24 protein-coding genes are annotated in these 25,828 nt (G+C 52.3%); all 24 read right to left on the bottom strand.

Going from position 1 to position 25,828, the window contains the following annotated elements:
- Nucleotides 1–14 precede the first annotated feature (14 nt).
- The 24 genes from ACK3CJ_RS03040 to fadA all read right to left on the bottom strand — a co-directional run bounded on the left by ACK3CJ_RS03040 (nucleotide 15) and on the right by fadA (nucleotide 25,815).
- Nucleotides 15–2,348, bottom strand: coding sequence for a glycosyltransferase (locus tag ACK3CJ_RS03040; protein WP_409524931.1), 2,334 nt, complete (start codon nucleotides 2,346–2,348; stop codon nucleotides 15–17).
- The gene (locus ACK3CJ_RS03035; RefSeq protein ID WP_409524930.1) at nucleotides 2,345–3,556 is read right to left on the bottom strand and encodes a hypothetical protein; all 1,212 of its coding nucleotides are present in this window, start codon (nucleotides 3,554–3,556) and stop codon (nucleotides 2,345–2,347) included. Before ACK3CJ_RS03035 ends, ACK3CJ_RS03040 begins: the two co-directional genes overlap by 4 nt.
- On the bottom strand, nucleotides 3,553–4,704 hold the full coding sequence (locus ACK3CJ_RS03030) for a glycosyltransferase family 2 protein (protein WP_409524929.1): 1,152 nt from the start codon (nucleotides 4,702–4,704) through the stop codon (nucleotides 3,553–3,555). Before ACK3CJ_RS03030 ends, ACK3CJ_RS03035 begins: the two co-directional genes overlap by 4 nt.
- Complete coding sequence (locus ACK3CJ_RS03025) at nucleotides 4,701–6,146, bottom strand: class I SAM-dependent methyltransferase (protein ID WP_409524928.1); 1,446 nt, start codon at nucleotides 6,144–6,146, stop codon at nucleotides 4,701–4,703. The genes ACK3CJ_RS03030 and ACK3CJ_RS03025 overlap by 4 nt, the downstream gene beginning before the upstream one ends.
- Nucleotides 6,147–6,181: 35 nt before the next feature.
- On the bottom strand, nucleotides 6,182–7,015 hold the full coding sequence (locus ACK3CJ_RS03020) for an ABC transporter permease (protein ID WP_409524927.1): 834 nt from the start codon (nucleotides 7,013–7,015) through the stop codon (nucleotides 6,182–6,184).
- On the bottom strand, nucleotides 7,012–8,466 hold the full coding sequence (locus tag ACK3CJ_RS03015; RefSeq protein WP_409524926.1) for an ABC transporter ATP-binding protein: 1,455 nt from the start codon (nucleotides 8,464–8,466) through the stop codon (nucleotides 7,012–7,014). The genes ACK3CJ_RS03020 and ACK3CJ_RS03015 overlap by 4 nt, the downstream gene beginning before the upstream one ends.
- Nucleotides 8,467–8,564: 98 nt before the next feature.
- Nucleotides 8,565–9,467: a peptidylprolyl isomerase gene (locus tag ACK3CJ_RS03010; RefSeq protein ID WP_409524925.1), complete on the bottom strand. Its 903-nt coding sequence runs from the start codon at nucleotides 9,465–9,467 to the stop codon at nucleotides 8,565–8,567.
- Nucleotides 9,468–9,542: 75 nt separating this feature from the next.
- Nucleotides 9,543–10,220, bottom strand: a complete 678-nt coding sequence (locus ACK3CJ_RS03005) for a hypothetical protein (RefSeq protein ID WP_409524924.1) — start codon at nucleotides 10,218–10,220, stop codon at nucleotides 9,543–9,545.
- 253 nt (nucleotides 10,221–10,473) lie between these two features.
- Entirely contained in the window at nucleotides 10,474–11,862 is a 1,389-nt protein-coding gene (locus tag ACK3CJ_RS03000; RefSeq protein ID WP_409524923.1) for a hypothetical protein, read from the bottom strand.
- A gap of 241 nt (nucleotides 11,863–12,103) precedes the next feature.
- Nucleotides 12,104–12,631 (bottom strand): hypothetical protein, encoded by a 528-nt coding sequence (locus ACK3CJ_RS02995; protein WP_409524922.1) that lies wholly within the window; start codon nucleotides 12,629–12,631, stop codon nucleotides 12,104–12,106.
- Between the two features lie 57 nt (nucleotides 12,632–12,688).
- Entirely contained in the window at nucleotides 12,689–14,659 is a 1,971-nt protein-coding gene (gene gspD / locus ACK3CJ_RS02990; protein WP_409524921.1) for a type II secretion system secretin GspD, read from the bottom strand.
- Nucleotides 14,660–14,926: 267 nt separating this feature from the next.
- The gene (locus tag ACK3CJ_RS02985; RefSeq protein ID WP_409524920.1) at nucleotides 14,927–15,520 is read right to left on the bottom strand and encodes a hypothetical protein; all 594 of its coding nucleotides are present in this window, start codon (nucleotides 15,518–15,520) and stop codon (nucleotides 14,927–14,929) included.
- A complete protein-coding gene (gspM, locus tag ACK3CJ_RS02980; RefSeq protein ID WP_409524919.1) occupies nucleotides 15,517–16,071 on the bottom strand; it encodes a type II secretion system protein GspM in 555 nt (184 codons plus the stop codon). The genes ACK3CJ_RS02985 and gspM overlap by 4 nt, the downstream gene beginning before the upstream one ends.
- Nucleotides 16,072–17,088 (bottom strand): PilN domain-containing protein, encoded by a 1,017-nt coding sequence (locus ACK3CJ_RS02975; protein WP_409524918.1) that lies wholly within the window; start codon nucleotides 17,086–17,088, stop codon nucleotides 16,072–16,074.
- 2 nt (nucleotides 17,089–17,090) lie between these two features.
- Nucleotides 17,091–18,014 carry a general secretion pathway protein GspK gene (locus tag ACK3CJ_RS02970; RefSeq protein ID WP_409524917.1) on the bottom strand — a complete coding sequence of 308 codons (924 nt, stop codon included), beginning with the start codon at nucleotides 18,012–18,014 and terminating at the stop codon, nucleotides 17,091–17,093.
- Nucleotides 18,014–18,661, bottom strand: a complete 648-nt coding sequence (locus ACK3CJ_RS02965; RefSeq protein WP_409524916.1) for a prepilin-type N-terminal cleavage/methylation domain-containing protein — start codon at nucleotides 18,659–18,661, stop codon at nucleotides 18,014–18,016. Before ACK3CJ_RS02965 ends, ACK3CJ_RS02970 begins: the two co-directional genes overlap by 1 nt.
- Nucleotides 18,658–19,053, bottom strand: coding sequence for a type IV pilus modification PilV family protein (locus ACK3CJ_RS02960; protein ID WP_409524915.1), 396 nt, complete (start codon nucleotides 19,051–19,053; stop codon nucleotides 18,658–18,660). The genes ACK3CJ_RS02965 and ACK3CJ_RS02960 overlap by 4 nt, the downstream gene beginning before the upstream one ends.
- The gene (locus ACK3CJ_RS02955) at nucleotides 19,053–19,517 is read right to left on the bottom strand and encodes a GspH/FimT family pseudopilin (protein ID WP_409524914.1); all 465 of its coding nucleotides are present in this window, start codon (nucleotides 19,515–19,517) and stop codon (nucleotides 19,053–19,055) included. Before ACK3CJ_RS02955 ends, ACK3CJ_RS02960 begins: the two co-directional genes overlap by 1 nt.
- Before the next feature lie 24 nt (nucleotides 19,518–19,541).
- On the bottom strand, nucleotides 19,542–19,961 hold the full coding sequence (gene gspG, locus ACK3CJ_RS02950; protein WP_409524913.1) for a type II secretion system major pseudopilin GspG: 420 nt from the start codon (nucleotides 19,959–19,961) through the stop codon (nucleotides 19,542–19,544).
- Nucleotides 19,962–20,028: 67 nt separating this feature from the next.
- Nucleotides 20,029–21,249, bottom strand: coding sequence for a type II secretion system F family protein (locus tag ACK3CJ_RS02945; protein WP_409524912.1), 1,221 nt, complete (start codon nucleotides 21,247–21,249; stop codon nucleotides 20,029–20,031).
- A 98-nt stretch (nucleotides 21,250–21,347) separates the two neighbouring features.
- Nucleotides 21,348–23,042, bottom strand: coding sequence for a type II secretion system ATPase GspE (gspE, locus tag ACK3CJ_RS02940; RefSeq protein WP_409524911.1), 1,695 nt, complete (start codon nucleotides 23,040–23,042; stop codon nucleotides 21,348–21,350).
- 32 nt (nucleotides 23,043–23,074) lie between these two features.
- The gene (locus ACK3CJ_RS02935; protein WP_409524910.1) at nucleotides 23,075–23,749 is read right to left on the bottom strand and encodes a CmcI family methyltransferase; all 675 of its coding nucleotides are present in this window, start codon (nucleotides 23,747–23,749) and stop codon (nucleotides 23,075–23,077) included.
- Between the two features lie 114 nt (nucleotides 23,750–23,863).
- Nucleotides 23,864–24,457, bottom strand: a complete 594-nt coding sequence (locus ACK3CJ_RS02930; protein WP_409524909.1) for a hypothetical protein — start codon at nucleotides 24,455–24,457, stop codon at nucleotides 23,864–23,866.
- Between the two features lie 179 nt (nucleotides 24,458–24,636).
- Nucleotides 24,637–25,815, bottom strand: a complete 1,179-nt coding sequence (gene fadA, locus ACK3CJ_RS02925; RefSeq protein WP_409524908.1) for an acetyl-CoA C-acyltransferase FadA — start codon at nucleotides 25,813–25,815, stop codon at nucleotides 24,637–24,639.
- Nucleotides 25,816–25,828 lie beyond the last annotated feature (13 nt).

The following is a 25,828-nucleotide window of genomic DNA, read 5'->3' as shown; positions in this document are numbered from 1 at the left end:
AGCCAGCCGCACTATCACCGTAGCAGTTGGCTAAGCTTACGAATGACTTTCGAAACCAGCCGCCTGATGACACGAGGTAATCGTGGAGAGCGACCCAGCTTACCCGCGGTATACTCAAGAAATTCCACCAGCACCCTGCGATAAGGTGTCTGATGGTCTATATACAACGCTTTTGCCTCTTGAGCCGAGCGCGGAGAACCTATGAGCGATCCACGACAATCCAGCCATGTGGCCAGAGGCAGATCCCTGGCGCTTGGCAGCAATTGATTATAGCTCTGAATCATATCATGACTGCTGCGAACAGGTGCCCGTTGCAAATAAGCGGTCACCTCTGACAATTCGGCACGATGCTCGTTGATTGACTGCAGTTGTGCAAGAACACTCCGGCTGTCGGGATCTGCCAACCAGCCATTACGGCCCGGCTCAATACGATCAGCAAATGCACCCAAGCGGGTTGCCAGCACAGGTACAGCCGCCGCCCAGAGTTCACTCAATGTATAGCTGAAGGTTTCCGGCACATTCGACAACAACAGACCAATATCAGGATTGATGCTAACCAGATGCTCACCCAGAGAGTCCCGATCATACCAGGGGATCACCGTGACATTCGTACGCTTGTCATAGCGACGACCATCGTCACCAGCCCCCAGCAGCCAGAGGTCGGCAAATACATCCAGCTCGTCCAATATGCCATCAAGTATGCCCGCCCCTTTGTGCTGAGCAAGACTACCCAGAATCACCACTCGCAGGCGTGCTGTCCTACGTTCTGATAAAAGTTCTGATGGGTGCTTTGATGAAAGCCCTGATAAAAGTTCCGATGAATGCTCTGCTGCTCGCTCTCGTGCCAGCGACAGATGCTCGACAAGCTTATCGGTTAAGCCATGTTCAATGATATGGCACGCTTTATCCTGAAGTGCGGGCTCAAGCTGCTTCAGTCGCGCAGGTACAGATGCCGAAGGTGCCACCAGTACCACCTCAGGTGCCAGCAGCGCCTGACTGAACTGCTGACGCAAAGCCAGCCAATGCTCATCCGCTTCTGTAGGGAAAAACCGATGATGCGTGTTTTCCTGGCGACACTTCTTCAGCGCCTTCGCATCACAGCTAACACACGGCGAGTCAAAGGTAGCCACCAGCGCCGGGCAGAAGGGATAAAAATCATGGCAGACAAACAAGGTCGGCAACGTGGTGCGCAACGCATCCAGTGAGTGGCCGATCAGAGATGACACCATCACGGCACTGATGCGATAACGCTCAACAATATGCTCAAGCACACGACTGTACTGATGGTGCTTCGCCACGGTGGACACAATCGGCAACGCCAGTGGCCAGGTCTTGATCGGCACATCCATTCTGGCCGACGGATAAAGCGCCACGGCATGCCCGAACGCATCCCACTGGCCGATAGAGCGAAGCACCAGGTGGTTATGCGTGTCATCGGCGGCAATATAGTCCTCCACCCAGCGACCCAGCCCACCACCCCAGCTATGGCTGATATGCAGCATGACGGGCTTGCAGTCGATCAACTGTGCTGGCAGCTCCTGACGCTCAACCAACTCGGTCAAGGCATGGCGCATACCGGTCAGTGGATGAGCATCACCCAGCGACTGTTGCTCCACCTCATTGGCAAAAGCCTTGCTGTCGGGGCGGATACCCACACGGCTGTCATCCACCACCAGTTGATCGGTGCAGATCACACCGGCCCCCTGCTGCCTGAGTTTCGCCATCAGCTCAGCGTCGTTAGACAGACCCGCTGAGAGGCAATCAGAAATACCGGGTTGAATCAAAGTCGCAGCGCCAGAGATTGCCGGCACATCAAATGCCCCCCCTTCACTGTAGCAGGCGCGCCACTGATCCAGCGCATCGACTGACATTAAAAGCGGCTGGTTCTGTTTAGCGTTCAACAGCTTAGCGCTCAACAACTTAGCGTTCAACAGCGCGAAGAAAGGCTCAGTCACATTCAGTGGCGAGATAACCGTCAATGCCGGAGACTGATCAGCCACCGCCATCAGGCGAGCATCCCAGTATTGCGGTAGATGACACCCTGCGCGCAGGATCAGAACAGGCGCATCCTGAGGCAGCAGGCGCAGCAACGTCAACCAGTAGTTATCCAGCGAAGGTGCAACAGGCAGTTCAAAATGAACCGGATAATCGCCAGCAGCGGCATGCAATGCAGGGGTATCGGTGCAAAGCAACTGCAATCCGCTATCATCCAATGACTGCTGCCGGATCTGCGCCAACGTATCCGTCAGCGACAACTCCTCACCCGCGAAGGCTACCAGCACAATATGCCAGCGGGTAGTTTCCTCTGCCTGTACCTTAACCTGGCTGTCGGGATCGGCCAGTATCATTTGATCAAACGCACACCAAAGTTAAGCAGCCCTGCCATCAATCTCAGCATCTGACGTTTCGGCCAGCTATTGGCTTTACCGGAATAGGCCGTTTGATGAAAGAAGCTGCTCATATCCTGCACCACATCCCTGAAGCTCGCATTGGCATCCACCGACAACACCCGGAAGTCCTGCGTCTGGCTGGCATTGTTGGCAAACCATTCCTTATAGCCGCCTTTAGCGGTGGCAAAAGGATCAGGGAATGCCTTCTGTAGATCGAGACGCTCACGATACAACAGGCGATGTGCCTTGCTGATGACAGAGCCATCATCAAAGTGCGCAAATTTGGACGGCAACTTACCCAGAGCAGACTGGCCATGGCGCTCACATTCGGCGATATACCAGTTACGCAGCTCATACAGGGCTGGACTGTTCTCGCCATACTTGTTCAGCATGATCTCCTGAGCGCCGCTGTCAAAACCGGAGAAATGGTAAAAGCCCAGCGGCTCGTCGTTGATCAACACACCATCGGCCATCGTGCCAGTTGCCTTACGGTTGGTCAGATTCCAGGTCGCAACATTGAACGCGGGCGAACGCAGAACCTTGATATCTTCAAAGAAACAGGGGGCAAGGTTAACCCACTTCTGATCAGTGAACAGGCCCCGCGGGTGATCATCATGACAGAACTGCAGCAAGCGATCGGCCCACCAGCGCGAGAAACGGCGGCCTTCAGGACTGTTACGAACACCCACGAACCCGAGATTGAACACTCCATACTTGAGGCTCGCCATCTCATTATCCATGATAGCGGCAACACTGCTTTCAGGCTCAGTCTGATGAGGTGTCAGAAGCGTGCTGTGCTGATCCAGCAAGCTGCTCAACTCATCCAGACGCGAGAAAACCGCCATATCCGGATCAAAATAGAACACCTTATCAGCGCCATACTTATCGAAAATTGTTTCCAGCGCCAACCCTTTTACCGCAGTGCACAGCTCAACAACCGTATGCGAGAACACCCAGGGGCGGAAATTTTCTATGGGCAGATCATCCGCCAGAATCACGTTATCAAAGGGTTCCTGCGTCAGGTCAAAGCCGCTGGGCAGGTCATCAGACAACACCAGATGAAAGGTGACTGACGGATCAACACGCTTGATCGATTCTGCCAGAACACGCGCCTTGGGCAGGTAGTTTGCCGTGATACTGGTGTAGGTATGTACGTTAGAAGTCATAATTTTCCTGAAAACTTGCTGATCCATAACTTGATATCAAACAGACGTCCGACACGCACAAACCATCGCTGATTCAGCTCGGTCAACGTCTGCTCATAATCCCTGACGATCTTCTGTGCATCCGCCAGTGCCTTGTCAGTCTCGGCAAATGCATCTCTTGATTCACTCAATAGCTGCTGCGTATGAGACAGCGCATCACAGGTTTGCTGAAGATCCTGATTGAGCTGCGCCTTGGCTCTTGTAAAACCCGCAAGCAGCCACTCTCTGTGCTGATACTGATCGTTCACGACACCTATCGCCTGCTCAGGCAAAGACAGTCGCAGCAGATCCACCTTGTCGCGCAGCGTGCGTAAAGGATCCTGATCTACAAACATCGAAACCTGCTGACCATACTCCGGATAGCGCGCTTGCATAATCTGTTCTGCCTGCACAATCCGCTCATCACGATCCTGACCAAAACTGACGGCCCCCTCATGATAAACAAACAGATCACCACACAGACGATTCTGCCAGCCAGCCCGGCTGGCTCTCATGCAGAAGTCCGTCTCCTCGCCATAGCCACGCCCAAAAGCCTCTTCATCGAAGTAGCCCAGCTCATCCAGCGCATCACGACGGATATAAAGACAGAAGCCAACACCTGTCGGCAACTCAGGATAGTGTCCGGCATTAGCCTGCGCAAACAACTGATCCAGGTCTGTCAGTGGCATCCCCTGCGGCAACCCGGAAGACTGGCAAAACAGCGGATAGGAACAGATGGTGGCATTATTCGAAAAAGGCGTCACGGTCGCAATACGCGGATGTGAGGCAGCTGCAGCCTGCAAACGTTGAAGCCAATCTCCGCTTACCTGAGTGTCACTGTTCAGTAGCACAACGTCATGTTCAGGGTTCTGCTGCATCGCACGATTGACCGACACGACAAACCCCTGATTCTGCTCATTGCGTAACAGCGTTATCTTACCCTGACTGGCAAGGAGATCACACCAGGCAGAGAGTTCCGGCTCAGGTGAGGCATCATCCACCACCAGCAGATTCACGTCAGCACCCAATCCGGATGCGAACACAGACTCAATACAGCGCTGAGTCACCTCTAGATTGCGGTAAACAGGAATAATCACATCCAACGGGCGCTGTTTTGTCTGCTCACTCACTGCGATCGCTTCCTCAGTTTCAGTACCACATTATCCGACCAGGCCCAGGTTTTATTAACAGACCACAAGCGTTCGGTTCTATTGGCCACTTCACTCAACTGCTGTTGTTGTTGCTGGGCATGATTCAGCAATACCTGCTGAGTATCCCGCATCTGCTGCTCCAGCGCACGATAGCGCCGGCCCGACACAAGACCCAGGCGGCGCATCAGTTTATCCCAGACGCCATAGGTGGCATCCGTATCGATCACTGGAAGCGTCATTGGCTCAATCTGACTCAATGGCTCGGGGGACACCTCAAAAGGTACGACCTCATGGGGTTGCTCATCATAGCTGCTCCATTCACACTCCAGGCCTTCGGCACGCGCCACCGTCATGACCAGCTCGGGGTGGTAAAAGCGAACATGCTCCGGATCTCGCCAGAAACCCAGCAACTGTGAACGGATCGACTCAGGATCAGGAAACACCAATACCAGCACACCGTTATCCTGCAGGCGCGCGGCCAGCAGCGTGATCAGTTTTCTGACGACTTCAAAAGGCAGATGTTCAACAAAATGCGCACAATAGATGCCATCAAACTGATGTGTCTGATGCTCCAGAAAATGGATCGCATCTTCGGTGATGATATCCAATCCCATGCCTCTACCATATTCGGCAATCGCAGGATCTCGCTCAACACCTATCGCACCAATTTGCTGACGACGCAACAGATCCAGGAATATTCCTGCCCCACAACCAAGATCGAGCACTGCTTCACAGCCCTGAAAATGGCGAGTATCTGCCATCTGCATCTGTACCAGAAGTGGATGATCACGCTGACAGAACTCATACAGTGCATAATCAAAGCTATTGTGATGTGCTTGGGAAGAGATATGTTCAGCCAACTTTGCTGGCAGAACAGCTGGATCCACATGCTCAGACAAACCCGACAAGCTGGATTGCCAGAACCCGGTTTGCTTCACAAGGCTGCTCACCAGTACTGCCCGCGACAGCGCATCTCTTACCCAGCAACTTGTAGCCCGATCCAGCTCAGCAAAAAGAGAATCAGCAGACTGATCCAGAACCAACGCGGCAGGCACACCCATCAAACTGGCAATTCGCGACAGATCCAGCGTACAACCATGCAGCCCCACTATAACGATGGCATCTGGGCGGTAGCGCAGCAGTAAACCAGAAAAAAGACGGTTCAGGGCCTGCTGTTGATAGCCTCCCTCGAGCGCATGACAATGCTCCAGCACACAAGCCTGATGCACTCCATGGCCTACCTCGTCGGCTGCCCACCAGGCAGACAGACCATCAGGGGACGGCCCCTGCACGAACTGATACTTCAGATGAACACAATCGTAGCCTTCAAACCCCGGCAACAGGCACTCGTTCGGCGATACAACCAGCAAGCGACCCTGTCGATCCTGCTCAATATTCATATCCGCTGCCTCACTGCTCATACCGCATCCTTGTAAAGCCAGTAAAAAAAGGGGGATCAAAGCACATCTGCAAATCCTTTACGTACTCGTTGAAAAAACCAGTATCCGAGCGCAAACACACCTAAGGAAACTGCTGTTGCCAACAACATACTCATATAGTCAGGAGCCTGTTTGAGTACCGCAACACTGCGAAAAGCCTCGATATAAAAGGTCAGAGGATTCAGGTCCATCAGTATTCTGAAACTCTCTGGCACCGCACTGGCGGGATAAAAAACCGGACTCAGAAACAGCAGCGCTGTGGACAAAAAACCGGCGATATAACTGACATCACGAATATACACACCCAGCGCACTCAAAAACCAGGAGAGCCCCAACAAAAATACGACCAGAAGACCTGTAATTACTGGGAAATAAAGCAAGTAAACACTCACCCCAACACCTGATACAAGAACAAAGCCAAGCAGCACCACAAAGGAGATCAGAAAATGGAACAATGCAGTCGCCACTGCAACCCAGATCAAGGCATCGAGCGGGAAAACCACTTTTTTCACATAGTTGGCGTTATCCACAATCAAACGTGGTGATCGGGTCAGCACTTCAGAAAACATGAAAAAAGCGATGATGCCACAGAAAAGTAAAGCTGCAAAATTACCATCAACGCCTTCAGACTGCGGCCAGCGTGCCTGAAAAATCACACCGAATACAAACATGTAAACCAGCAACAGCAGCAACGGGGTAAGAAGCGTCCACACCAGGCCCAACCATGAGCCTTTGTAACGCCCCAGCACCTCACGCTTCGCCATACCTGATATTAACTCTCTGAACTGCCAGGCTCGCCGTAAGGCGGCAAAGGGAGCATTTCTGCGTGTGCTATGCTGCTCTACAATCACGAAAGCTCCTCCTTCGCCATACTCGGGTTCACTACCTCATTCACAATGTTGAGCGGAGTGATATCACAAGCCGAAACCGGCACCCCCATCAAACCATGCACGATATGACTTGGACTGACCGAAAAGACCAACGCATCATGCCGCCAGCAATGCTGCACATGATTCTGCTGTGTACCCGATGCAACCCCTACCGACACGACATACTCGCCCTCTGCCAGAAAAGGCATGGTCAGACTGAAAGTCGCACGATAAATCTGCCCTGGCTGAACATCAACCGGGGCATCCTCATGAAACAGACAGTTGTTCTCGCCGAAAATAACCTGCCCCAGGCGGTTTTTAACCAGAAACCCGACAATGATACTCGACAGCGAAGCACTTGACTCAAAACAGACTTCGAACTTAACCGGCGAGCCACCAACCAGCCAGGAGAGTGGTCGATTCTGCTGATCACGAAAACAGACATCCTTCAACTCCACCTGCCCTGTTCCAAACGCACTGCCATCCGGATCAAAGCGAAACACCTGCAACTCATTACGCAGGTTGGAGTTCAACAAAAGATCAGCGCGCGCGTCATGCCAGAGCTCAGACATTCCCGAGACAGACAGGTCGGCTGACAAAACAAGCGCATCATCATCGAAAGAAGTGGGTGAGGCAGGCACAGACAAGGCTTCTGCTGCACGATCACCCGCACTCATGCTCACATCCTGTTGTTCAGAATAGAGATGTTCAAGATAGCGCTCGGTAACAGACTTGGCGTTACCCAGGACCATCTGCCGGCCTTTATCCAACCACAAGGCTCGCTCACACAAGCGCGTTACGGCGCCGGCATCATGGCTGACAAATAGAATGGCACCACCCTGCTTACGAAAGGATTCAAGATAGCGCATGCACTTTTGTGCAAACAGCGCATCACCCACCGCGAGGGCTTCATCAATAATCAGAATATCTGCATCGACATGTGCAATAACAGAAAATGCCAGGCGCACAAACATTCCGCTGGAATAGTGCTGTACCGGCTGATCGATAAAGTCACCAATACCAGAGAACTTTATGATGGAATCAAGACGACTTTCGATCTCATCTTGCGTCAGGCCATAGATAGACGCATTAAGCCGCGCATTCTCACGGCCTGTGAACTCGGGGTTAAAGCCTGCGCCAAGCTCGAGCAGCGCAGCGATTCGGCCATTGACCTGGATAGTACCAGCTGTAGGCTCCAGTGTACCGCTGATCATCTGCAGCAGTGTTGACTTACCTGAGCCATTACGGCCGATGACGCCAAGGGTTTCACCACGCTTGAGTTCAAAACCAGCCGAATCCAGTGCCGTAAACTTACGCCCTTTTGAACCCCGGGCTGGAAGAAAATAGCTCAACAGTCGCTGATGCGGTTGGTCATATAATTCATAAATTTTGCTGAGACCTGCTACCGACAGCAGAACGGGCTGCACTGACATAGCACATTTAATTCCGTAGATGATTAAATAAAAAACGCCCGTTCAACATTTGAACGGGCGCTCCAGTTTACCTCAGAAAGCTTTGGCAGAATACCTGATCACTCCTCTGTAACGAATTCACTACGGTATTCGGCTTCAACCTGCTCAAGCAGCTCAGTGTTCACATCGATGTCGGCAGCTGAACGCACCTCGATGATGCGGTCCTGACGGAGCTTGTTTGCAATCTGTACCCGCAACTCCTTCTCTATTTGCGCGCGCACATCTTCAAAGCGCTGCTGCTTTGCTGGATGGTACTCATGCAGTTTTATGACGTGAAAGCCAAAGTCTGTCTCGACAACATCACTGATTTGACCGGGCTCGCGCAGAGCAAATACAGCCACCTCAAATGGGGCCACCATGCGCCCTTTGTCAAAACGACCCAGGTTGCCTTTGTTCTGCTCTGCAGAGGGGTCTTCAGAAAACTCCACCGCTAGCGCTTCAAACTCTTCTCCCGCGACCGCACGTTCACGCAGTGATTCTGCCAATGCTTTGGCCTCCTCTGCAGTGCGCCCTTCTGTTTTGATCAATATATGAGATGCGGTGACACTCTCAGGTGACAGGAACTTGTCTCCATCCGCGACATAGACTTCACGAGCCGTTATTTCCCAGTCAACATCCTGCAAGCCAGCCTCAATATAACGCTCCAGATAAGCGGACATCAGCAGTCGGTCGCGATGAAAATCAACCTGCCACTGCAACTGGACTTCGTCCAGCACATCAAGCTCGCTACCTTCCTGTGCCAGTTGTCTGATCACATAGATGTTTTCAACCATCTCTCTGACCACGCCACGGCGTGCAAGCAACTCGGCTTTTCTGTCTGCAGGCACCCGCTCTTCGATATAACTGGCAATGTCCGCCTCTGTCACAACCACACCATTGCGTTCCAGAACAACCCCGTCATTTGCCGACAGAGAGAATGAACTCATCAATACGATCGTCAACGGAATAATTTTTTTCAACATATACAGCATTACCCTATATTTTAAAACAAAAAAAACGCCGACAGAATATCGGCGTTTTTATCATGATGCAACTAATCAGCTTTCGCCGTTATGGAATACATTTCGGTTAACGCCACAGGTGCCCGAGCAGTTGGTGTTCTTGATATTCAGATACTTGGTACCACCGCTTGGTGCCAGATTACACTGCCAGCTGGACGCGCTGAGTTTCCAGTACACGGTAGGCTGCACCCCATTTGCTCGGCATAGAATGCTCGAGGCACTGTAACTGCTTGCACCGGGGCAATCTGAGACCCACACCTCGCGATTAATACCACCATTACCCGTCGTCGGCACATAGGCAAACTGGCCTGAAAAAGCTGCATTCGACGAAGTCGAGGTGATAGGCTGCGATACGATATTGGTGTTGCCACTGATATTATGCGTCACACGGCCACCGGCATTCGCCAGATCCAGCGTAGCTAATAGCGTCACATTACTCGGCAAGGAACCACACTCGCTTGGTCCTGGTTCTGGTCCTGGTTCTGGTCCTGGTCCTGGTCCTGGTTCTGGTTCTGGTTCTGGCAGAGCACCACCATCAGCCGGATCCATCAAACGCAAAGTCGCATCAGTTGTGCCGATTGTTAACACATCACCAGAATAGCTCCATGAGGATACCCCGACAGCAGCTTCACCATTAACACTGATGGTGGCCGCCGTCAGCGCCGCTGGCAACACAGCCGCACCAATTAACGTAGCCAACAATAGTTTTTTCATATTTCACAACCCTCTTCGTGCCAGGCACGTTTTTTTTCTGGACCACTCAGACTGCACCGCAACGGAGCATCATCTCTATTACAGTTGTCACTATAAACAAGCGATTTCGATAAGACAATAGTTTATTTATTGTTACTTATCTATTGGCCGTTTATTTAATAACCACGATCACACACAAAAATTCCCACAAACAAACTTCCACAAAAAAAGGCGCATCAAATGATGCGCCTTTTTCATACTGAACCTTAAATAATTAAGGAGTAACAGTAATCAGACGAGTTGCTTTGTGGTTGATCAGGCCAGCATAGTTAGACAGAACACCGCCTGGCAGTGTGCCGTTAACATATTTCTGAACTGCAAAACCAACAACTGGCAGACCAGCGTAGGTATCACCACCGACACCATCAGCATCAACCAAGGTGCGGCCAACTTCAGCAAAGCCAATGTTCAACCAACCATTGTCGAAATCAACATCCAGGTTACGCAGTACACGATCAGAACCGTTCAGTACATTGCTGCCATTGAAGGTCAGAACGTTAGCTTCGTAGCACAGAGACAGTGGAGCTGCGCCTGGAGGTGCTGGAGAGAAGTCCAGATCAGCTGCAACGACACCCTGTTCTTCACGGTCAGTGTAGCTGATAGCGATGGTTTCACAAGCCAGTGAATCAGCAGGAACCCACTCAGACAGGAACGGATCAACCGGCGCTGCCGCATCGTTTACATAGTAACGCTTGGTTGGGAAGGTGATGACCCAATCAGTACCGGCATTGATGCTTGGCTCAAGAACGTAGTCGTTCATGATGTTGTCATGCATCAGCACGGCGCTGACAGCGTTAACACCAGCAGAAGGTGCTGTACCAACCCATGGGGAAGTCACAACCGCACCAGCGTTGAAAACAGTAGAGACAGGATCAGCATTTTCCAGACCTGGGTTCAGGTCGCCTGGCTCACTGTGCAGTACAGCAGCGGAGAAGTCATCCAGCGCGATCGCATCATAAGAAGCGTTAGTGCCTTCATTGACGTTGATCAGAACGCCATAGCCATACAGGCCGCCTGCGTTAGGGTTTACACCGTCAGTTGGGTCAAGCAACCACTGACCACCCGCCTGCCATGCAGCACGGATAGTTCCACAGTTTGCAGGAGTGCCCGCATTGGTGTGAGTTGCAGCAGCAGCCAGAGCAGCATCAACAACAACACCCTGCTCGATCACTTCTACGTAACCTTCACGAGTACGCTCCAGGCCATTCACGCTGTCAGCAGCAAATTCGAAGGAACGGAAAGCAACGCCGCCTGCTGGAATTGCAGGAGCTGTACAGGAAGTATCAGTAGTGATCAGGATGGCGCCATCGCCATTCGGGTTATCAGTGATAACAGCAGACCAGTGATCTTCTGGAGACAGGTACAGGTTAAAGTCGAGAACCTCTTGGCTGTTCATTGCCTCGAGGAAACGGACTTTGACTGCTTTAACTTCATCAGTAGTGTTGACAATGTTGACATAGGTGTCGTTACCACCTTCAACACTGAAGAAAGGATACAGCAGAACCTCACCCAGACCATCCGAGTTTACGTTGACTGCCTGCGCGGTGCTCATGCCACCGGCCAATCCCGCCAGCACTGCCAAAGGTAAAAGTTTTTTCTTCATTATGTTGCTCCTAGGTTTACAACAATCTAGATTTTTACGAAAGCGGCTGCATTAAGCATCCATTTTTACAAATTTACTGAAATAAACACCCATAATCAATTGATTAAAAATGCCCAGACAGCAAAGTCCCCTCAGGTTTTGATAACCTAACACACAGAACAGGTACACTCAACCAGTTTAAACACAGAATTTACTGTATTTTACCGCCGCAATTGTCACTGTTCGTTGCTCTTTGTCACATTTAGCGGCGGTGGAATATCCACCACTCGCCCTCAAACTTGATCCAACGCTCTTTAAGCGGCTTGGTATTCTCCACACCATTCAACAGAGGGTAAGTGATCAGCACCCGCACAGTGCAGGACTCATCAGAATCGCACGTAACGCTATCAACTGCCGCCGCCGTCCAGGCCCCACTGCCACCGACTACAGCGCTGTAATGCATCGGATTACTTACACGCTGCCGGTACCCTGGCGATGTATAAGACCACGCAGCAGGGAGATCACCTGCGATCAATGCATCCAACCTTGCCTGCGCACGTTCGGTGATGACCGCCTCATCACTTCTTTCATTGTCGGCATTACCGAATGGCTGCGAAGCGCAGGCTGATAAAACCAGAGCGACAAAGGCAATTCCAAGTACATTAAACACTTTCGCCCCAGCCTTGATTCTCATCGCAGGCTTCGCAGAGCCTTTCACATTTGCCGAGTATGTTTTGAGTGATTGCATAAAATTTTGTAAATTATAGACCATATTGTGTTTAGATTTCATTACATTCAGCAACCTGTAGACGACAAAATTTCACTTTTTTTTCAGTTTTGCTCATTTTCACTCAGGTACGAGCTCTGATTGCTTGTCAATCACCGAACTCGACTCAATCGGGAGCTTGTCCATATTGCGCATCCGTGAGCGGATTTCTCGACTGACATCCCGAAGATCCTGTTCATTCACCAGCACACGAGGCGTAATGATTACCAGCAACTCGGTTTTTTCCCTCAGATTGGCGGTGGACCCGAACAGGTTCCCCACTACCGGAAGTTCATGCAACACCGGCACCCCCACACGCCCATTCACTGAGTTATCCCGAATCAAGCCACCCAGCACAACAGTTTCCCCTGAGCGTATCGCCACACGGCTTTCTATATTTCGTTCCTTGAACCCTACTTGACCAGTAATCGGGTCCTGAGTTCCCACCTCGGTGAAGGATTGTTTGATATCCATGCTGACCATCCCTCCGGCATTAACGGATGGAGTCACAGCCAGGTTAATCCCGGTATCACGATACTGAATGGTACTGCTGACTGTGCCGCCATCAGTGATGCTCTCCCCCGTTCTGACCGGTTGCTGATCACCCACCTGTATTGTGGCCGTATGATTATCCAGCACCAGCACTGACGGGCTCGAAATCACATTAACCAAGGATTCTTCGGCCAGCGCATTCAATACCGCCCGGATATCACCCACAGAATTGGTCACTGTAAAAGAGAACCCTTGACCGGGCCCGATTGCCCCGTCTGACGTATTCAGCAAAGCACTGCCACCACGCCCACCACCAAAACCATTCTGCAGATGCCACTGCAATCCATACTCAAGCTTATCGCGCAGAGAGACTTCAATGATATTGGCCTCGATCAATACCTGTGTAGGTGCAATATCGAGCTTTTTCATGGCTGACTCGATTTTCTGATAATCGGCCTTCCTGGCATAAATCAGCAGCGCGTTACTCTGCTCATCTGCCACCACTTTCATACCTTCACCCAACTGAAAGTTGGCCTTACCCTCAGCAGCCGTATTTGTCTGCCTGCTGGTTCCACTGGTAGATGTGTCCCCATCAGCACTTGCCGTATCCCCTAAAGAGGTTGAGGTCATGGCTGGTGACACGCCGGAGTCACGCTGTGCAGTGCTCGCACCGGACCCCGCGCCAAAAAGGTCGCTCAGCAGGCCAGCCAGATGCACGGCAGAGCCATTCTGGACAGGATAAACAAACAACTGGCTCTCGAAATTGTGATCCGGCGCCTGATCCAAGCGTTCAATCCATACACGCACCTGATCCAGATAGTGCGCACGAGGCGACACCACCAGGATACTGTTCAGACGTTCGATCGGGATAACACGTACCACGCTGGACAACGTGGCTGCAGCAATGACAGATGTGGTATCACTTTGCTGATTGGATGCAGCCGGTGCACTTCCGAGCAATACCTGAATCGCTTTATCCACTTCCGTAACTGATGCATATTGCAATGGAAAAACACCGACAGACATACCCTTCAACAGATCAATATCGAACGTGGCCACGATATCCATCCAGCCATCAATCTGATTTCGGGTACCCGCCAGGACAAGTAGATTGCGCGTAGTGTCAATACGTACAAATGATGACTCACTGGCTACAGGTGCAAGGATATCCGCCATCTCTTTTGCACCGATATACTGCAACGGAACCACAACATTACTGTACCCGACCGCATTTCCACCAGAATCAGACACAGAAGGCAGCAGCCCCGTCAAAGAAGAGGCCGCACCGACAAAATAGCGATCATTACGGTCCCGTATCATCACGGCACCACTACCCTGCAGTAAAGATTCCAGAATCGGAAGCAACTGATCACGCGGAACAGGCGAGCGGGTTCGCAGTGTGATATCCCCCTCCAGAGGATGCTCAATCACGTAATCCAACTCCAGAATATCGCCCAGTACCGCATGCACCACCTCGGTGATAGGTGCCTGTTCGAAATTCAGAGTTACCGCATCACCAATCAAAGACACCGGATCGCGGGCTGCAGGTGGGCTTGCCATACGATCATTGCCACGATATACAACAGCATCGGCCCTGGATGTATCTGCATTTTCTGCAGCAACGGGCTCATTCCCTGCTGTATATGGGCCTTGATTTTCAAAGTCGAACGGAAAGGTAGGTCCGCCATCATTTGTCTGCCTGCCGGTTACTGACCCGGAAAGTGGACCAGTGACGCAGCCGGACAGGACCAGGGCACACAAGCCAAGGAGTGATAGTTTTTTTGTCAACGCCATCATTCGGCATGCCTTCCTTTTCTCATTATCGTCTCACCCCTCGTTTACATCATCAGATGATGGTTGCTCATCCGATTCAAGAGGGCGTCTTTCAGCCGGTATCGACTGTGGTCGTACTGAAGCAGTCGGATAGGCATGCTCAAGCGTGATCGTGCGGGTAACCCCCGGACCATCCTGCTCCTCACCTTTTCCGAACACAGCACCCATTGAACTCATGTATCTCAGTGTCCACTCTCCTAGCGTCTCCCCCATCAGCAACCGCTCTCTGGAACCATCGACATCCAGTATCACGCCAGCTGCCCCTGGTGCCATATACGCCCCCAGAAGCCGGGTTTTATCCAGAATATCGTTACCTTTGGAGGGTTCTTCAGTGACAGCCACAGACGCTTCGGGCTCTATGTATGGCCGCCGCCCTGCCCAGAACAGCGGCCGATCAAGTACCACTTCATCAGACACACCCCCCGCCTGCGGCATCGTCACGACAACGGCACTCAGCGACTCCGGCGCAGGCAGCCAGGGTTCCGGGTCAGACATCAGTTTGACCTTCAGCCAACCCCATGCAAACAAGGCAACAAACACTGTTGTCAGCACTACTGCGATCATTGAAATACTGCGCGCAACATTCATGGCAGCAACCTCACTGAGGTTAAACCCATTTGCACCATGAGTGACTGAACCCCACTTCCACTTCTGACACGCGCCGGTTGAATCACGATAGAGTCGACAAAAACAAGAGGCCTGACTGAGGGCAGATCCAACAGTAACGATTCCAATGCACCCAGTTCCCCTGTGAGGGTAAGGTTAAGAGAGATAAACTCCAGATTTCCCTCGGAGCGAGCCGGTAGAATCTGGCTTCCCGTGACCTCCATACCCACTGACTGCGTCAGATTACGCACAACCTGCTGCATGACCGTACCCGTAGCGGTTGCATCCTGTGATGCAGGATAGGCCAACTCGGCAAGCTGAGCATCGATTTCAAGATTTGCCTCCAGCAGTTCGGCATGGCTCTGCGTGATGCCGATTAGCCGGGCAATACGCGGTTCCAGAGAGTCGATCTGGCTACTATAGTCATGATAAGCCTGCCATAAAGCACTCAATATCAGCATGAGTGTCAACAAGACAGCCGCACCCGTTATCGCCAGGACTGTCCAACCACGCTTTGTTCTGATTCCCAGCATCTACAACGCTTCCTCGGCACTCAGCATGATGTCCAGTACAAAACGCTCTTCACCGGAGCGTTCCCTCCTGATGGCTGATGGGGACCTGACCTCAACAAACTCAGGGCGCTGCGAAAGCGTCTGCATCAGACCGGCAGCATTTGCGGCACGCCCATCTATTCGGAGCCTGTTCTCGCGCAGCTCCATACTCGCCAGCCAGACATCATCACCCAACAACGCTGTCAATGTTTGTAACTGCTTGTAAGGATCATGCTGAGTCGACAACAGATGATTGATCATACTCGCTCGCTCATTACTCGCCGCCAGTGTTGCTCTGAGCTGCACGGCTTCCTGAGCATCCGTTTGCACCCGCTGCTGCAGGCGCTCCAGCTTCTGCAGTTGCTGATGTTTGGCCAGAACCGGTACGGCAGGTATGAGCGCCAGCATGAGCACACTGTAAACAACGCCCAACAACAATCGATTCAGCTTTTTTTCATAGCGCTGATTGCGGGCAGACTCACCAAACCCACCTATCACGACCGGATGACTGTCTGTCAACGCCCAGATTTCTGTCGCTTCATCAGGCTGCATATTTGTCTGACGCAGATAGTTCGTCACAGCACTGCGGGACACGATCACCAGACTGACGCTGATCCGCCCGTCATCACGACTGATGATCGTCCAGCCAGTACAGGTATCTTCTGGAGGGAAAGGGCTATTAGCCCGAACCTCAAACCCCAGTGCGGAGTCGATATCAACCTCTACCGACTCGGGCAAAGACAACTGTTTAACCAGCAACAATTCCACCGGTAAAACATAGGCATTACAAGGTGCGCTCTTAAGTCGACTGACACGGCCCGCCTGGTACACGCGTGAAACGCCAGAAACAGGATCGCGCAACGTGACGGCATCATCAAGCCATCTGCGCAGCACTGAATCCTGTCCCCAGGCTATGTCACGCCAACCGGCGCGCCACATATTTGCCAGTCCACGCAAATCAATGCCGAACAGCTTCCATTGATTATCAACTGATGCCATCGTTAATCTCTTGCATCTGTAAACACCTCTTTACCGACTGCCGTAACAGGCTCGGTTCGCAGAAAACGCCAGGGCAAACCATCCAGACCCGCCATATTGAAATCCCCCCACCGCCTGCGCTGATAGACACGACCGTCAGGGAAGCTGACCCAGGCATCGAGCCGATAGATCGGCACTGTTGCCGGCATCAGAAAATCTGCCGGCAAGCCAGCAATACCAGCCTCATCAAAGGGGGCCTGCTGCCGAGCGTTCACGATTGCATTCACCAACTCGACATCGCCCTGTGCCAGCACTTTCAGCACACTCTCGGGAGCGGACAACGGATCGATTGCCGCCTGCCCAAAACCCGTCGCATGTACTGAGCTGGCTATACTATCATAGAGCGCCCTGTTAATACCGAGCACCTGAAGCAGATCTTCAACCACTTCAAAGCGTCCATTTCTGGGGCCATAACCATACCCGGCCGCTTCATAATCACTGGCATCTGCGCCATACAGCCGTTTCAGCTCACTGTCTTCTCGCCAATCCTGAACTCTATGTGCAAAACTGACCGCCTCAGATTCTTCAAGCCCGGCGCCATACTGAAACAGAGCCACCAACAGCTCTTCAGACGACAGATTCAAATCCACAAGGCCAGATACCGGTATGGCGCGCATTCTAATCTCATGCTCACCAATTGTATATTCCTGCTCCACTATCCCTCGCCCGGTATAAAGCCCATTTTGCTGCAGCGACAGCAGTTCTTTCATCATTAGATTAGCTGCACCATCGCCAGCGGCAGCGGCCTGTGCTTTCTGCACCTGAAGGCTGGTCAACCGGGCATCCATTTTCGCAACCGCCATCACTCCAGCCACCATAATGGACATGGCCGCAATAAACCACAGCAACATCGCCAGAGCGACACCGGCCTGCTTCCTGGAGCGCATCACAGGCGCACCTCAGGCGGGCCCAGCACAAGCGTCAAATCCGACCAACGCCTACCCTCCTGCTCGATGCCAAGCCGAACATGTGTCGGTGCGTACTGCGACCAGTCCCACTCTTGCAACCAGTCGGTATTGAGTGCAAATCGATACTCAAGTTCGAAGGCAGTGACATCTTCCAACAGTATCGCTGGCTCGACCATAGCCCAGTCGGGCTCGCTCTGCGGCCCCTGATAGGGTTGAAACTGCAATAGCAAGGCCTGCTGGTCGGACAGGGACAGCCTCATCACATGCAAACCACCCGGCCCCTGATAGCCACTCATGGGGGCCACCCACAGCAGCTCCTGCGGCATGCCTCTGAAATAGGCACCATACCCCTCCCCCGGCCGGACGCGCACGACGGGTATTGCCTGACTGATCAATGAACGCAGCAAGCTGGACACTATTCTGGATTCATCAACCTGCTGACTGATCTGTACAATTCTTGTCTGACTGTCTGCGAGTGTTCTCATGGCCGTGATAGTCGCCAGCATGAGCAGCGAGAGCAGCGTCAGCGCAATGACTACCTCAATCAGAGTAAAACCCCGGTGACTATATCGGTAACTATCCCGGTAATTATCCCGGCGACTATAACGAGTCTTGACCGGCCTCATGGCTGTTCACCTGAGATGATCGAGCTTAGTGTCACTCGTCTTGGTGTAATTGATCCACCCCATTCGACTGCCACCTGTATCGACTGCAACAATGCTGGATGATTGGATTCGTCCATAGGTAACTGCTGAGTGATCACTTCCCAGTGGTAGCTGTCCACTGAGCCATTGACTACGCCAGTTTCATCCAGCTTCACGCCTGTACGGTCCGCCAGCAATGATTCTGCCAGGGCTACCGCTCGAGCATATTCCTGATCAACCCTTACAATCCGGGTCGCGCCACCTGCTGCCTGGTAAAGAGCTCCCAATGAAAATGCCAGTATCACCAATGCAACCAGCATCTCCAGCAGAGAAAAGCCTTTCTGAGGACATAGTTGCGAGTTCATACGCTGCATCACGGCGACAAAGGCTCTTGCGTGGTCCGACCAAGCAACCAATCCACTCGCAAGCGAACGCCTTTATCAGAATCACGATGCTTCAACATGATACTGCCCCCACTCGATCCGCCATCAGGATAAAAACGAATGACGCCCTGATCATCACGATTACTGACTTCTCGCGCACTCACCATCTCGACAGTCAGTGCCGACGGCAGCATATTATTCAACTGATGATCCAGGCCGTAATGACCACTCTCCGGCTCAACCACAAGATCGACCACACGCCCTGCACTGATAGCCTGGTAACGCGCAGTTGCCAGGAGTGTCTGCACGTCCCTCACTGCACCGCGGTACTGCATCGACTCATACATCTTCAATGCAGATGGCGCCGATACAGCCGCAAGAAGGCCTGCTATCGCCAGAGCAACCATTAATTCCAACAGCGTAAAGCCAGCCGCTACGTACGACGCACGAGTCATGAGATCAGACAGATAGAGACATCATCAATTCCAGTTTCCGACAACCGCATTTTCACCCTCACCTCCCGGCTGCCCATCCGCACCATTGGTAAACAGATCAAACTCTCCTCGCTCGCCCGGAAAGCGGTAGTTATAGTCACGATTCCAGGGATCTTTTGGGATTTCATTACGACGCAGATAAGGTCCATTCCAGCCTGTTGCATTACCGGGGTTTTTGACCAGTGCAGGCAGCCCTTCCTGTGCAGTGGGAAAACGGCCGACATCCAGCTTGTACATCTCCAGCGCCTGCTCCAGATCCCGGATCTGTACCAGCGCAGTATTACTCTTTGCACCACCGAGCTGATTCAAGACTCGCGGCCCTACCAGCCCAGCCAACAAGGCCAGAATAGCCAATACCACCAGCAGTTCAATCAGAGTAAAACCTTTACTGCGTTTCTTATTCATTGCACGCACCACGCTGAACCTCAATGTTATTTCCAGATATTAATAGGCCTGACCAAGTAAAACCTGATTACATAGCCAGTTCGTTAATTGACAGAATACCCATCAGAATCGAAATAATGATCAGAGCAATGATAGCGCCCAGACTCAAAATCATGATCGGCTCAAGCAAGGTCAATGTTCGTTTGATACCGGACTCGACTTCATCATCATATACACGCGCCAATTCCAGCATCATCTCATCCAGACGCCCGGACTCTTCACCGACACGCACGATCTGAATCATCATGGGCGTAAACACGCCTGCCTCTGCGAGCGCTACGGACATTCGCCCACCTTGCTTGACCGCCGGCGTTAATCCATCAAATGCCGCCCTGACCTGAATATTTCCGACGGTTCCTGTCGCAATTGACAGCGCTTTGAGTAGTGACACACCGTTATGCAAGAGAGTTCCAAGTGTTCGGGAAAACTGTGCTGTTTCGTATTTGAAAAGCACCTGCCCCAGCACAGGAAGGCGCAGCAATTTCTGATCCAACCGGGCCCTGCCAGCCGGCGTTGCCAACCAGCGCTTGAGTAAAATGATCGTCGGAACCATGATCAGCAGAACAATCCAGCCATATGCCTGTACAAAATCGCCTGCTGCGATAACACCACGGGTCAGCAAGGGAAGTGCATCACCCATATCGGAAAACAGCGCTTCAAACTGGGGTACAACAAAGCCCAGCATCAATGCCACTGACAGCACGGCAACCACCAATAGAATGGCAGGATAGATCATCGCTGATACGACATTGCTGCGCACAGCCTTGCTTCGTTCCAGATGCGCAGCCAGGCTGGACAACACTTCAGACAAGCGTCCACTGGCCTCACCCGAGCGCACCATATTGACGTAAAATGAACCGAAGAGATCTGCATGATTGCTCAACGCATGACTCAGCCCTTTGCCGCCTTTAACAGTCTTGAGCAAGTCTTCAAGCAGACTCTTGACACCCGCCTTTCCGCTCATATCGATCAGCACTTTGAGGGCTCGATCTATGGGCAGGCCGGCACGCAAGAGGACCGACAGCTCGCTGGTCAGGCTGAGTACATCATCCCGGTTGGCTCGTGCGCTGCGTTTGAATCCACTGGAAACTGTGCCTACAGGTGTATTTGAGTCAACCGGTTGGATACTGACAGGGATCAAACCCTGATTGCGCAGATCACGCGAGGCCAGATCCGGTGTTCTGGCCGTGATGACTCCCTGCGCCATCTTGCCATCACTTCTGGCTGCCTTGTATGAGAAATCTGGCATCTGACCTCTGTCATTCATTCGGGTTGACTGCTGGCGGCCCACACGTCAGACCGGGCCATATTGTAGCGTAAAACCGGTTGTTTTGTAGTCAGAGGATGTCACACCGGATCACTGTCTTCGATCTGATCCTGAGTGACACGCAACACCTCTTCAAGTGAAGTCATACCCTGAACAACTTTTCTCAGGCCATCCTCATAGAGCGTCAGCATACCGTTACGCCTGGCCAGATTATGCAGCCCAACCGAGTCGGCTCCTGACAGAATCGCCTTATTCATCGCACCATCCATCATGAACAACTCATGGATGGAGGTTCGCCCTGAATAGCCGGTATGTTTGCACTCTGCACACCCTTTACCGCGATAAATGGTATTTTGACCTGGAGACAAAAATCTCTGCAAGCCATGTTCTGCGATAGCCTGAGGTGTCAGTTCAATCTCTTCACGACAGTGACGACACAGCGTTCTGACCAGGCGCTGTGCCAATACACCATTAACAGAAGAGGTGATCAGGTAGCGCTCGACCCCCATGTCTTCGAGCCGGGTAATCGCCCCAGCAGCAGTATTGGTGTGCAAGGTCGACAGCACCAGATGCCCGGTCAGTGCAGACTGCACGGCGATCTGGGCGGTCTCGGTGTCACGCATCTCACCGATCATGATAATGTCTGGGTCTTGACGCAAAATGGAACGCAGCGCCCTGGCAAACGTAAGATCAATCTGAGGCTGAACCTGTATCTGATTGACACCACCAAGCTGATATTCGACAGGGTCTTCAACCGTCACGATTTTCAATGCCTGCGCATCCAGAGTGGCCAGTGAAGCATAAAGCGTAGTGGTTTTACCCGATCCCGTAGGCCCGGTAACCAGCAGAACCCCATGAGGTTTGCTCAGCAGTGTCGTGTAGCGCTTCAGAGTATCCTCAGAAAAGCCCATGCTCTTAAGGCTCAGGCGTATACTCTGCCTGTCCAGCACACGCATGACGATACTTTCACCATGCACGGTTGGTATGGTCGACACCCTCAAATCCAGCTCATGTCCTTTGACTCGGATCATGATGCGACCATCCTGAGGCAAACGACGCTCTGCAATATTGAGATGAGCCAGAAGCTTAATACGCGATGCGATGGCGGGTGCCTGAGAAGCCTGAGGTGGGTCGGGTACCACTTGAATGACGCCATCTACACGATAGCGCAGATGTAAACCATCTTCGAAGGGTTCAATATGGATATCAGATGCCCCAAGATCCAGTGCACGGTGAATGATCTGATTCACCACCCTGATGACAGGCGCTTCGCTCGCCAGATCTTTCAGATGCTCGATGAAATCCTCATCACCGGCCACCTGATCGGGGATCTCACCGTCGTTCAGGGCCTCATTAGCGTCACTGTTGAACTTTTGCAGAGCATTGAGGATATCAGTTTCCAGGCCCAGCTCAATCGTGACCTTCTTGCCACTGGCCATCGCCAGTGCACGGCCGAGATAATGATCCTGCGGAACCGTTGCCGCGAATTTCAGGACATCCTGTTGCAGCTCAATCGGCACAACATTGTTATTGATCAAAAACTCATATGACAATCCGGATACCTGAACCGGATCATCAGGATAATCCACCGCCAGCAGCAAACGGATGTCGAGCTGCTCTGACAGAACCTGCGCGACATCAAGCTCAGACACCATACCAAGGCGAATCAGTATCTGCCCGAACAATCCTCCCATCTCATCCTGGGCCATCAGTGCACGCTCTACATCACGTGCGCTCATTTTACCACGGCTGACCAGCAGTTCTCCGAGTTTCATATGTATCTCATATCCAGCATTGAATAGTGTGATCAGCGCTTGATCAGAAAACCACCGGGGGCAAAAGTGAAACCAAATTTAGCTTCACGCTCTGCATCATCCCTGTAGTCATCGGGATAACGCTCCTGATAGGCTCGAATCGCTTCAAAAGGCCCCTCACCCCAGCCCGGCAATACGGGATTGCCGTTGATATTGCCATCTTCCACCACCAGATAATCACCCGAGCGCACTACCGTTCGCAACAGCTCCATCTCTGCCAGCACATGATCTTTACGATGATCGCTGTCGAGTATGAAAAATACAGGGCCGGGAAACTGCTCACGCATGCTGCGGATACGCAAGGCAACGGCAGGATCGGTTGATGAACTGGTCTGCAGATAGATAGCCGGATCGGCATAAACACGTCCATCGACATCTTCATGTCCGATATCCACACTCAGCACTTTGAGATCCGGGTTGATTGCACGCCCAGTCACACTGAAGAACAGAGCCGAACCGCCAAAGCGAGTACCAAACTCAACAATCAGCGAGGGCTTCAGCTCATGAAGTATCTCTTGATAGTTCCACATATCCGCAACAGATTTGTAGCAGGGCACTCCAAGATATTTAACACCCAACCACACTTCAGTGTTGTAGTACCACCCATGGTATTTTTCAGTTGCATCGTTACTGTCAGACATATCCATCCAGAAATCGTTCTGCTTCATTCAAAAAGTGCGTATTCGAAATGAAATACCTATTGCCATATATCGACATGAACAGGTATTCGTCAAAAGACGATAAATTTAACATGCCCGTCATCTGAGGGTACAGCAATTCAGTTACTCACTAACCAGTCGTAACCTGGGATTGCGAGCCTTCAACTTGCCCCCCAGAGCCATTAAGACAGAGATATCCATGGTGGTTGCATTTTCCGGAACCTCAAAACTTACTGACAGCGGCGTCCAGTCATAAACGCCCTCAGTTGCACCTAATGCAGCATTCGGCGTTTTGAGTATCATACTGCCCATCATTCGGTAACGAGGGTCTTCATGCACGCCATGCAGCACAACACCAAGCCCGGTAGGTTCAAACTCTTCGCCAAACTCAAGGTTGAACTCACCTGCCAGCTCGGCCGAGAACTCCAGTGTTTTACCGGCAAAGGGACGCGCATCAATGCGCTGGGATATCTGCCCCCAGGGTTCGAAATCATAGCGTTCAATTGTCACCACACCATCTTCAACACCGAAGTTATAAGAGGGATGACTTGAGTGTTGTGATGCGCGCCAAGGCCTGTCCAACACACCGGTTGCATGAGTTTCAAAAATATCAGAAGAAAGCAGGTTGGTTTCATCTCTTGCCGAGTCTGCACTGACTGTCTGCCATGCCAGCATACCAATCATTAATACCGAGCTTAGAAGTACACCTTTATTCACCGAGTTATCCTCCTGATTCTCATTCAACACCCACGACACTCAGCCGAAACCGGATCAGCCGAGCATGATAACCATTGAGCTTCCCACAAGCAAAAAAAGGGTGGCAGAAGCTACCCTCTGCCACCCAACCGGTTATGACCGCTGTTAAGGTGATGTGTTCAAGTGAAGTGTCAGGCGAATCAATTCAACCTTTCAAACACCGTCGTGATCCCCTGCCCCATACCGACACACATGGTCGCCAGACCCAGGGTGCCATCCTGCTGCTCCAGTACGTTCAGCAGCGTGGTGGAGATACGGGTACCCGAGCAGCCCAGCGGATGGCCAAGCGCTATCGCGCCACCGTTAAGGTTGACTCTCTCGTCCATCTGGTCCAGCAACTTGAGGTTTTTCAGCACCGCCAGACCCTGTGCAGCGAAAGCCTCGTTCAGCTCGACATAGTCGATATCGGTGATGCTGAGACCGGCACGCTTGAGCGCTTTCTGCGATGCAGGTACCGGACCAAAGCCCATGATCGACGGATCACAACCCGCCACCGCCATGCTCAGAATACGCGCACGTGGCTTGCAGCCCAGCGCTTCGGCGCGTGCCGCCGACATCAATAGCATTCCGGATGCGCCATCGGAGAAGGCTGAGGAGGTACCCGCTGTGACTGTACCCACTTTGGGCACAAACACTGGTTTGAGTTGACCCAGCTTTTCCACGGTGGTTTCGGGGCGCACGACTTCGTCGAAGGTCAGCAGCGATTTGAAGCCATTCTCATCATGCCCTTCAACCGGCACGATCTCGTTATCAAAACGACCTTCCAGGCGAGCTGCATGTGCACGCTGGTGCGAACGAGCACCCAACTGATCCTGCATCTCACGGCTGATGCCATTCATCTTGCCCAGCATTTCGGCGGTCAGGCCCATCATCAGTGCTGCCTTGGCGACCTGCTTGGACATCTGCGGATTGATATCGATACCGTGCAGGATATCCAGGTGGCCCATATGCTCAACACCACCGACCATGTAGATATCACCCTGGCCAGTCATGATCGCCTGAGCTGCTGTGTGCAGCGCCGACATGGAGGAGCCGCACAGACGGTTGACGGTCTGGGCGCCAACCGTGTGCGGAATACCCGCCAACACCGCAGCGTTACGGCCGATATTGAAGCCCTGCTCCAGGGTCTGGTTAACACAGCCCCAGATGATATCTTCGATCTCGGCAGGGTTGATCTGAGGGTTACGGGCCAGCAGGCCCTGCATCACGGCAGCGGACAGCGCTTCAGCACGAACATTGCGGAAGGAGCCACCCTTGGAGCGTCCCATCGGGGTACGCACACCGTCGACGATCACGACGTCATTAGGTTTCAGGTTCATTATTGTATTCCTC

Source organism: Nitrincola salilacus (genome assembly GCF_046271865.1).
GTDB classification, from domain to species: domain Bacteria; phylum Pseudomonadota; class Gammaproteobacteria; order Pseudomonadales; family Balneatricaceae; genus Nitrincola; species Nitrincola salilacus.
This window is presented reverse-complemented; position numbering and strand designations above follow the sequence as displayed.